This is a genomic window from Streptomyces sp. CoH27 (assembly GCF_020181035.1).
Lineage (GTDB): Bacteria > Actinomycetota > Actinomycetes > Streptomycetales > Streptomycetaceae > Streptomyces > Streptomyces camelliae.
Window position 1 is genome coordinate 85779 of record NZ_JAIQYY010000024.1, and the last position, 9690, is coordinate 95468.

At 70.1% G+C, this 9690-nt stretch carries 12 protein-coding genes and 2 tRNA genes; 13 read left to right on the plus strand and 1 reads right to left on the minus strand.

The window, feature by feature from the left end:
- Positions 1 to 84 precede the first annotated feature (84 nt).
- From LE548_RS34275 to LE548_RS34285, 3 genes are all read left to right on the plus strand, one after another.
- The gene (locus LE548_RS34275; protein ID WP_225100920.1) at positions 85 to 1371 is read left to right on the plus strand and encodes a glutamate-5-semialdehyde dehydrogenase; all 1287 of its coding nucleotides are present in this window, start codon (positions 85 to 87) and stop codon (positions 1369 to 1371) included.
- Between the two features lie 114 nt (positions 1372 to 1485).
- Entirely contained in the window at positions 1486 to 2085 is a 600-nt protein-coding gene (locus LE548_RS34280) for a hypothetical protein (RefSeq protein WP_225100921.1), read from the plus strand.
- Positions 2086 to 2175: 90 nt separating this feature from the next.
- Positions 2176 to 3246, plus strand: a complete 1071-nt coding sequence (locus tag LE548_RS34285) for a hypothetical protein (protein ID WP_225100922.1) — start codon at positions 2176 to 2178, stop codon at positions 3244 to 3246.
- A gap of 26 nt (positions 3247 to 3272) precedes the next feature.
- On the opposite strand, the gene LE548_RS34290 is transcribed toward LE548_RS34285, so the two are convergent.
- Positions 3273 to 4352, minus strand: coding sequence for a M48 family metallopeptidase (locus tag LE548_RS34290; RefSeq protein WP_225100923.1), 1080 nt, complete (start codon positions 4350 to 4352; stop codon positions 3273 to 3275).
- 102 nt (positions 4353 to 4454) lie between these two features.
- Between LE548_RS34290 and LE548_RS34295 the strand changes: the two genes are divergently transcribed.
- The 10 genes from LE548_RS34295 (at position 4455) to LE548_RS34340 (ending at position 9662) form a co-directional block, all read left to right on the plus strand.
- Entirely contained in the window at positions 4455 to 4619 is a 165-nt protein-coding gene (locus LE548_RS34295; protein WP_225100924.1) for a hypothetical protein, read from the plus strand.
- A gap of 142 nt (positions 4620 to 4761) precedes the next feature.
- Positions 4762 to 4917: a hypothetical protein gene (locus LE548_RS34300; protein WP_225100925.1), complete on the plus strand. Its 156-nt coding sequence runs from the start codon at positions 4762 to 4764 to the stop codon at positions 4915 to 4917.
- A 56-nt stretch (positions 4918 to 4973) separates the two neighbouring features.
- Positions 4974 to 5669 carry a nicotinate-nucleotide adenylyltransferase gene (gene nadD / locus LE548_RS34305; protein WP_225100926.1) on the plus strand — a complete coding sequence of 232 codons (696 nt, stop codon included), beginning with the start codon at positions 4974 to 4976 and terminating at the stop codon, positions 5667 to 5669.
- 16 nt (positions 5670 to 5685) lie between these two features.
- A complete protein-coding gene (locus LE548_RS34310) occupies positions 5686 to 7410 on the plus strand; it encodes a LytR C-terminal domain-containing protein (RefSeq protein ID WP_225100927.1) in 1725 nt (574 codons plus the stop codon).
- Positions 7411 to 7513: 103 nt separating this feature from the next.
- Positions 7514 to 7957: a ribosome silencing factor gene (gene rsfS / locus LE548_RS34315; protein WP_225100928.1), complete on the plus strand. Its 444-nt coding sequence runs from the start codon at positions 7514 to 7516 to the stop codon at positions 7955 to 7957.
- Complete coding sequence (locus LE548_RS34320) at positions 7957 to 8625, plus strand: histidine phosphatase family protein (RefSeq protein ID WP_225100929.1); 669 nt, start codon at positions 7957 to 7959, stop codon at positions 8623 to 8625. Before rsfS ends, LE548_RS34320 begins: the two co-directional genes overlap by 1 nt.
- A 116-nt stretch (positions 8626 to 8741) precedes the next feature.
- Positions 8742 to 8814 (plus strand) — tRNA-Ala (locus LE548_RS34325).
- Between the two features lie 237 nt (positions 8815 to 9051).
- Positions 9052 to 9225, plus strand: a complete 174-nt coding sequence (locus tag LE548_RS34330) for a hypothetical protein (RefSeq protein ID WP_225100930.1) — start codon at positions 9052 to 9054, stop codon at positions 9223 to 9225.
- Positions 9226 to 9228: 3 nt separating this feature from the next.
- A complete protein-coding gene (locus tag LE548_RS34335) occupies positions 9229 to 9462 on the plus strand; it encodes a hypothetical protein (protein ID WP_006136074.1) in 234 nt (77 codons plus the stop codon).
- Between the two features lie 127 nt (positions 9463 to 9589).
- Positions 9590 to 9662: transfer RNA gene (locus LE548_RS34340), tRNA-Ala, on the plus strand.
- Positions 9663 to 9690: the final 28 nt, after the last annotated feature.

Here is a 9690-nt window from a genome sequence, read left to right on the forward strand (position 1 = left end):
GTACAGGGTCCGTTATCGGGGGGTTTCATCTCGCGGTGTGGGACGTACGCTGAACCGCTCCGCACCGCGCACTACCCTTCCTGCATGACCACGCTCTCGCCGTACGACTCGATGTCCCCGGTCACCCAGGCCGCCTACCGTGCCAAGGCCGCCGCCGCCGACCTCGCGCCGCTGCCGCGTGCCGTGAAGGACGACGCGCTGCTCGCCATCGCCGACGCCCTGGAGGTCCGGACGAGCGAGATCGTCGAGGCCAACGCCAAGGACGTGGCCAAGGCCCGCGAGAACGGCACCAGCGAGTCCGTCGTCGACCGGCTCACCCTCACCCCCGAGCGGGTCCGCGCCATCGCCTCCGACGTCCGGGACGTCGCGAAGCTGCCCGACCCGGTCGGCGAGGTCGTCCGCGGCTCCACCCTCCCCAACGGCATCGACCTGCGCCAGGTCCGCGTCCCGCTCGGCGTCGTCGGCATCATCTACGAGGCCCGGCCGAACGTCACCGTCGACGCCGCCGCCCTCTGCCTGAAGTCCGGCAACGCCGTCCTGCTGCGCGGCTCCGCCTCCGCGTACGAGTCCAACACCGCCCTCGTCCGGGTCATCCGTGACGCCGTCGGCGGCGCCGGGCTGCCCGCCGACGCCGTACAGCTCGTGCCCGGCGAGAGCCGTGACTCCGTACGCGAGCTGATGCGGGCCCGCGGCCTGGTCGACGTCCTCATCCCGCGCGGCGGCGCCTCCCTGATCCAGACCGTGGTCAGCGAGTCCACCGTCCCCGTGATCGAGACCGGCACCGGCAACTGCCACGTCTACGTCGACGCCCACGCCGACATCGACATGGCAATCGACATCCTGATCAACTCCAAGGCCCAGCGGGTCAGCGTCTGCAACGCCGCCGAGACCCTCCTGGTCCACCAGGACATCGCCGCCGAGTTCCTGCCGCGCGCCCTGGACGCCCTCGCCGAGGCCGGCGTCACCGTGCACGCCGACGAGCGGGTCATGGTCTACGGCAAGGACTCCAAGGCGACGCTCGTGGAGGCCGTGGCCGAGGACTGGGAGACCGAGTACCTCTCCTACGACATCGCCGCGGCGGTGGTGGACTCGCTGGACAGGGCCGTCGAGCACATCCGGCTGTGGACCTCCGGCCACACCGAGGCGATCGTCACCACTTCCCAGCAGGCCGCCCGCCGCTTCACCCAGCTGGTCGACTCCACCACCGTCGCCGTGAACGCCTCCACCCGGTTCACCGACGGCGGTCAGTTCGGCTTCGGCGCCGAGATCGGCATCTCCACCCAGAAGCTGCACGCCCGCGGCCCGATGGGCCTGCCGGAGCTGACCAGCACGAAGTACATCGTCACCGGCGACGGGCACGTACGTCCCTGAGCGCGCCGCTGAAATTCACCCGTTCGGCTGAACGCCCCGGTGCCCGGGCAGCGTTCGGGCGGCGTCCGGAAATCGTCTCAACAGGCGGATGAATTTCCATACCGTCTGCCCAAATTGACCCCCCAGGTCTACTCTGGATGCGTGCCGGAGGACGTGGGGGGCACGCCGTTCCCTGACGGCTGGGAGCCCGACGACGACCACGACCACGGGGTGTCGGACGAAGAGTTCGCCTCCGTGGTCTTCGACGAGGCCTTCGTACAGGCGGCCACGGTCCATGAACCGACCGCCGTGGAACGCCTCCTGGCCGCCGCGCAGGCCAGAGCCGAGGCCTCCGAGGCGGAGGCCCGCCGTGCTCGCGCCCGAGGCGAGCGCTACGACGGCAAATACGCCCCCGAGGGGACCGATCTCGGCCAAGATCGTGACGACGACGAGCTGGACGACATCTACGTCCTCGACGACGGTCACGGCCCCTTCACCGGCCACGGCAGACAGGTCCGCTGGCACCGCCCCGTGGCCTGGGTGCTCGCCGTCGTGATGGGCATAGGCATGGTCGCGCTGGCGTTCGCCGCCGTTTACCGGGGCGGCTCCTCCGGCACCCGCGAACGGGTGCCGGCACCCGCCTCGACCGGCGTGGAACAGGGCAGCGCCGCCGCCCCCTCCGTCTCCGCCGACACGGACCGGCCGGTCGCCTCCGCCGTGCCGCGCACCCCCTGAGCACGCCCGCACAACCCTTGCTGAGTACCTGTCAGAAGTTGTCGTGTACCAGGGCGTTTACCCGAGGCCCCTGAGACCTACTCTGAAAGTATGGGCGGGCCAGGAGACCCACCGGAGGGGACACCCGAGGGCGGCCCCGCAGGTGGCGAGGACGAGTACCGATCCGTCGTGTTCGACGAGTCGTTCGTCCGCGCTGCCCGCCTCCAGGAGTACTCCGCCGAGGAACGGATGGCCGACCACACGCCGGCCGTACGCCGACGCCCCTCCCTGCAGCGCGGACTGACCCGGCAACTGCTGGTCCTCGTCGTGCTGGTCGCCGTCGCCCTGGGCACCGCCGTCTACATGAGCGTCCGTCACCCCTACGGCACCCCGCAGGCCCAGAGCGCCGCCGAGCCCCTGCGGATGACGGTGATCCCGCTCACCCCGACGAGCGGCGTGCCCGGCGCCGCCGACGCCGAGACCCTGTACGCCCACAGCCCCGCCGCCCAGTTCGACATCGGCGCCGAGGGCATACCGCTGCCGGCCGCGCGCGGCACCGCGCACTTCTCCGACAGCCAGGTCGTGGCCGCCCTCATCATCGCCAAGGACTACATCGTGCGCTCCGCGCTCTACCCCGAGGTGCTGACCGGCCGCCAGACCGCACCCGCCCGCGCCCTGCTCGACGCCGTCCAGCTCGACCAGTTCGACCAGAGCTTCGCCCACCCGGCGGCCGACGGCCGGCACGCCCCCACCGGCTGGCTGATACGCCTCGACCCCGCCCGCACCCAGCTCGCCGACGACCGGATCCGCGTCCAGGGCGATCTGCAGGCCGTCGAGGCGGACCCGGACACGCTGGAGGTCACCGCCGACCACACCCTGGTCTACGCGCTGCGCCCCGCAGGAGCCCCGGCCGGCGCGCAGGTCTCCCTGTTCACCGTCCGCCGAGCGCTGACGTTCCGCTTCACCCGCGACGACCTGCGCACCCACCAGGTCCAGCTGCTCACGTCGTACATCCAGGCGGGCCCCCTCGCCTGCGCCGAGGACTCCACCTCGTACCTACGGCCCCTGCTGGCCGGCCATACGGCCCGCACCGGCGCCCCCGCGGGCACCGACCCCTTCGCGACGGACAGCCCGGCGGCGCTCTGCGGGACGCTGGCCGCCGGGGCTCAGCCGAAGGTGTGAGCGGCGTTCTCAGTGCCGAGTAGGGGTCACTCCGTGTCCTGCGGCCCCTCCTGCGCCGGCGGCGGGCTGCGGAAGCCGTCGAAGCCGCGCCGTACCCGGCCGCCGAACTCGCCCGCGCCGCCCGCGAGGTCCGAGACCAGCTTCATCAGCGGGTCCTTGGAGCCCTTCACATCGCTGGCGTACGCGGCCGCCGACTCGCGGAAGGAGTCGCTGACCGAGGCGTCCTTGTCCTCGTCGCGGTGCGTGTAGTGACCGTCCATGATCCGCTGGAAGTCCCGGGACTCGGACCACTTCTTCAGCTCGGCCGCCCGCACGGCGGCGAACGGGTGCGAGCGGGGCAGCACGTTCAGGATCTTCAGCACCGAGTCGCGCAGATCGCCCGCGGCGTCGTACTCCTCGGCCTGCTCCAGGAAGGCGTCCACGTTCATCTCGTGCAGATGGTTGCCACCCGCGATCTTCATCAGGCCGCGCATCGAGGCCTGTACGTCCTGCCCCACCAGCAGACCCGCGCGGTCCGCGGACAGCTCCGACTTGCGGAACCACTCCCTGAGGGCCGTGATGATCGCCATGATCGCCACGTTGCCCAGCGGGATCCAGGCGACCTTCAGCGCGAGGTTGGTCAGGAACAGCAAGATCGTGCGGTACACCGAGTGGCCGGAGAGCGCGTGACCCACCTCGTGGCCGACGACCGCGCGCATCTCCTCCTCGTCGAGAAGCTCCACGAGCCCCGTGGTCACCACGATGATGGGCTCGTCCAGGCCGATGCACATAGCGTTCGGCTGCGGGTCCTGGTTGACGTACATCGGCGGGACCTTCTCCAGGTCCAGGATGTAACAGGCGTCCAGCAGCATGTCGTGCAGATGCTGGAACTGCCGCTCGGAGACGCGCACCGAGTCGGACAGGAACAGCAGTCTCAGGCTCCGCTCCGGCAGCAGCCCGCTGAGCGCCTTGAAGACCGTGTCGAATCCGCTCAGCTTGCGCAGCGCGACCAGGGCCGAGCGGTCCGCCGGATGCTCATAGGCGCGCGAGGAGATCCCCGGGAAGCGCCTGCGCTGCCTGCTCGGCACGCGCTCGTGCCCCGTGTCCTGCCGGCCGTCGTCGGACATGTCTTCCCCCAAGTGCGTGTGAGTGCCCACTGTGCCCCCGAGGCAGGGCCCAGCCTAGGCGGAGATACCGTGGACGGGCAGTACAGCCGAAGGAGTCCACCGATGGATCACCACCCCGCAGCCGTCTGGCTGACCGAGGCCGCCGCGAGCGCCGTCCAGCAGCACGGGACGGGGAACCTGCTCCGTATCGTGCTGATCGTGATGGTGCTGGGCTGCGCGCTGACCGCCTGGTTCCTGCTGCGCGGCTACAAGCGGAAGGACGACTGACGGCCGGCGAAAGTTCCCCGCCGGACCCCGACGCACTTCCCTCCGGGTCCCAACGGCGGAGTCGGGGTGATCGCCGACAGGCCGCCCGCATACGATGAGCCGACATCTTTATCCCGCCCACACGCGTTAGGTCCTGCCGAAGATGAGCCTTCACAGCACCGCAGCCCAGATGGTCACCCTCGCCGAAGCCGGGGGCGGCCACCACGACAGCCTCAACCCGCTGGTCACCGGCGGAGGCGCCTTCATCATCCTGCTGCTCCTGCTGTGGATCACCACCCGCTTCAACCGCGACCGCTGAGCCGGCACCCCGTCCCCGGCGGGACGCCCGAGACCGGGCCGGTAGGGTCTGCACGCATGGGAGAGCAGGACATGCCTACCGGTCCGGCGTACGACGGCCGCGAGAGTGCCGACGACGGGGCGCAGCACCCGCGGTACCGGCCGTTCGGCGGCCCCGTGCACACGGGCAAGCGACGCCTGGGCGTCATGGGCGGAACGTTTGACCCGATCCACCACGGGCACCTCGTGGCGGCCAGCGAGGTCGCCGCGCAGTTCCAGCTGGACGAGGTGGTGTTCGTGCCCACCGGCCAGCCGTGGCAGAAGTCCCACCGCAAGGTCTCCCCGGCCGAGGACCGCTATCTGATGACGGTCATCGCGACCGCCGAGAACCCCCAGTTCTCCGTCAGCCGCATCGACATCGACCGCGGCGGCCCCACCTACACCGTGGACACCCTGCGCGACCTCAGGGTCCTCAACCCCGACACCGACCTGTTCTTCATCACCGGCGCCGACGCCCTCGCCCAGCTGCTGACCTGGCGTGACAGCGAGGAGCTGTTCTCCCTCGCGCACTTCATCGGCGTCACCCGCCCCGGCCACCACCTGACCGACCCCGGCCTGCCGGAGGGCGGCGTCTCCCTCGTGGAGGTGCCGGCGCTCGCCATCTCCTCCACGGACTGCCGCGCGAGAGTCGCCAAGGGAGACCCCATCTGGTACATGGTGCCGGACGGAGTCGTGCGCTACATCGACAAGCGCGAGCTGTACCGCGGCGAGTGAGCCGAGAGGGGCACCGGTGAACGACCGATACGACGCGGGTGACGGCTACGGCGCCGCCCCGTACGAGATCGTCGGCTACGACGAGTACGGCCGGCCCGTGTACCAACAGGTCCCGGCACAGCAGGCACCGCAGGCACAGCAGACCCCCCGGTCGGCCTACGAGCCGTACACCCAGCAGCAGGGCTACGGCTACGACCCGTACGCCACCGGCCAGCAGCCGCCGGTGCCCTCCTACGACTCCGGGCAGCAGCAGGCGTACGACCCGTACGTGGCCCAGAGCCCGTACAACCCCTACGGGACCGGGACCGGCACCCAGCACCCCGCCGGCTACGACCCCTACGGGCAGGCCGCGACCAGCGGGCAGCAGCCCCGGGTCGCCGGGCAGACCGCCTACATCCCGCAGCAGGCCGGCCCGGCGGAGCAGCCGAAGGCGGTCGGCGAGCCGCGTGACGAGGGCGAACGGGACTACCGCACCGAGCAGTTCGCCTTCGTCGAGGAGCCGGACGGCGACTCCGAGGACGTCATCGACTGGCTGAACTTCACCGAGAACCGCACCGAGCGCCGCGAGGAGGCCAAGCGCCGCGCCCGCAGCCGGCTGATCGCCCTGGTCGTGGTCCTCGCGCTCGTCGCGGCCGGCGGCGTCGGCTACCTCTGGTACGCCGGAAAGCTGCCCGGCCTGTCCTCCTCGGCCGCCAAGCCCGGCGCGGCCACGCCCGTCGCCGCCCAGAAACGCGACGTGATCGTCGTCCACCTGCACAACACCGACAAGGGCGGCACCTCCACGGCACTGCTGGTCGACAACACCACCACCAAACAGGGCAGCACCGTGCTGCTGCCCAACAACCTCGCCCTGAGTGACGACTCGGGCGCCACCACGACCCTCGCCAAGTCGGTGGACGACGACGGCTCCTCGGGCACCCGCGACCAGCTCGACACCGTCCTCGGCACCAGCATCCAGGGCACCTGGCGCCTCGACACCCCGTATCTGCAGAACCTCGTCGACCTGGTCGGCAACATCGACATCGACACCAACACGGACGTGCCCGACCCGGACGCCAAGAAGAAGGGCACCGAGCCGCTCGTCCACAAGGGCAGCCAGCAGACCCTCAGCGGCAAGATGGCCGTCGCCTACGCCACCTACCGCGCCTCCGGCGAGAACGAGAACGCCCAGCTGGAGCGGTTCGGGCAGGTCATGCAGGGCGTGCTGCGCAAGCTGTCCTCCGACCAGTCCTCGGCGATCACCACCGTGCAGACCCTGGCGCAGATCCTCGACCCGCCGCTCACCGACAAGGACCTCGGCGCCTTCCTCGCCAAGCTCGCCGACCTCGCCAAGAGCGGCCAGTACAAGACCGCCCTGCTGCCCGTGCGGACCGACGGCACGCTGAGCGCGCAGACCAGCGACAGCGTGGTGAAGGACATCCTCGGCGGCACCGCGAAGAGCCCCGCCGCCGGTTCCGCGGTCCGGGTCTCGGTGCAGAACGCCACCGGTGTGAAGGATGACACCGAGAAGGCCCGCGTGGTGCTCCTCAACGGCGGCTTCACCTTCCTGGAGGGCGGCACCGCGTCCGGCACCCAGGCCGCCTCGAAGGTGCTCTACGCGAACGCCTCCGACAAGGCGAACGCCACCGAGGTCGCCAAGACCCTCGGCCTGCCGGCCGGCTCCGTGGCCAAGGGCACGGTCTCTTCCGGCGCCGACGTCTCGGTGGTCCTCGGCCAGGACTACAAGCCGTCCGCCTCCTGACGAGGGACACGGGGCACCCTGCGCGATCCTTTAATCACGTGGGGTGCCCCGTGCGGTCCGTGAGACCCTTGATGGCAAAAGTCCGCCGACCGAAAGCTTCGTAGTGACCGCCACGAACCGTTCCCTTGAGCTCATCAACACCGCCGCCCAGGCGGCGGCCGACAAGCTCGCCCACGACGTCATCGCCTACGACGTCAGCGACGTGCTGTCGATCACGGACGCCTTCCTGCTGGCCTCCGCGCCGAACGACCGCCAGGTCAAGGCCATCGTCGACGAGATCGAGGAGCGCCTGCTGAAGGAACTCGGCGCCAAGCCGGTGCGCCGCGAGGGCGACCGCGAGGCCCGCTGGGTCCTGCTCGACTACGTCGACATCGTCGTCCATGTCCAGCACAGCGAGGAGCGGGTCTTCTACGCCCTGGAGCGGCTGTGGAAGGACTGCCCCGAGCTGGAGCTGCCCGCCGACGCCAAGGCCACCCGCGGCAAGGCGAAGGAGCACGCCGAGCTGCAGGCCCAGGAGGCCGCCGCGGAGCCCGGCGGGGAGTGGTGATGAGCGCCACCGGTGAGGTCACCGACCGCAGGAGCCGGGGCCGCCGCATCATCCTGTGGCGCCACGGCCAGACCGCCTGGAACGTCGAGCGCCGCTTCCAGGGCAGCACGGACGTCGCGCTGACCGAGACCGGCATCGGCCAGGCCCGCCGTGCCGCCCGGCTGCTGGCGTCCCTGAAGCCGGACGCGATCGTCTCCTCCGACCTGCAGCGGGCGGCGGACACGGCCGCCGAGCTGGCCACCCTCACCGGCCTCGACATCACGCGCGAGGAGAATCTGCGCGAGACCTACGCGGGCGTGTGGCAGGGGCTGACGCACGAGGAGATCATCGCCCGCCACGGCGAGGAGTACGCCGCCTGGAAGCGCGGCGAGCCGGTCCGCCGCGGCGGCGGCGAGCTGGAGACCGAGGTCGCCGACCGGGCCGCGCCCGTCGTCCTGCGGCACGCCGAGAAGCTGCCCGAGGACGGCACGCTCGTCGTCGTCAGCCACGGCGGCACCATCCGCACCACCATCGGCCGGCTCCTCGGGCTGGAGGCCCGGCACTGGGAGAGCCTCGGCGGTCTGTCCAACTGCTGCTGGTCCGTGCTCGGCGAAGGCGCCCGCGGCTGGCGCCTGCTGGAGCACAACGCGGGCACCCTTCCGGAGCCCGTCCTCGGCGACGACACCTGACCCGTCACCCCTCCCGGACCCCGGATTTCACTTTCTGCCAGGTCACAGGCTAGAGTTCTTCTTGTTCGCCCCGCCGAGCGGGAAGCGAGACACCATGCGGTTCCACTGCGTGGCAAGGGGCTATAGCTCAGTTGGTAGAGCGCCTGCATGGCATGCAGGAGGTCAGGAGTTCAATTCTCCTTAGCTCCACTGATCGACGACTCGGTTGAGTCGTCAGAGATCGGTGATGAAGATCCCGTCCCCACCAGGGGGCGGGATCTTCTGCGTGCGGCTTGAGTCGGTCGGGGCCCCGCGCGCGTATACCTCTGCACAGCGGCGGCGGCAGCCGTGTCCGGACTGGTACTGAGGCGTCGCTGACCGTATTGCTCCGGCCGTGGCAGAATCAAACGGCCGGAAGGGGGCGCGGCCCGACGGGAGGGAGTAGCGATGCCTGCGAGCATCCTTGGGGAGGGCGGCGACCTCCTCGGTGCGGCGTTGATACGGAACACGACCACCCGGCTGCTCTGCCCTTCCTGCGGTTCCGCGCATGTCGCCCAAGTCCTCGGCGACAACGGCGGAATCTCCTACGTGTGCACGGCCTGCGGCCACAGCTGGAGCTGATCGATGGGTGCACACAGGCGAAAGTGCGACTGGTGCGGGAGCGGTACGCCGATTGTCCGCGACATGGAGCCGATCAATCCCGACTACCAGTACTGGTGCGAGGAATGCGCACGGGCGCTGATCATAAAAGGCGACCCGATCGAGACGTACCGGGAATTGGAGGGCGAACCGATCTACGGCCGCCTCCTCGAAGAGCACTGCACGCTCAAGCGGTTCTACTCCTTCGTGACGGCCTGACAGCTCCAGCGCGAAACCGGACATAGGGGCACGTACCTGTGTGAACCTGAAACCGATTTTGCGCTACGGCCCCGGCCCTGTAATGTTTACGACGTCGCCGGGGGAACCGGGCGAAACAACAGAACAAGGGGCTATAGCTCAGTTGGTAGAGCGCCTGCATGGCATGCAGGAGGTCAGGAGTTCAATTCTCCTTAGCTCCACAGAAGTCGAAGGCGGACCATCCCGCGG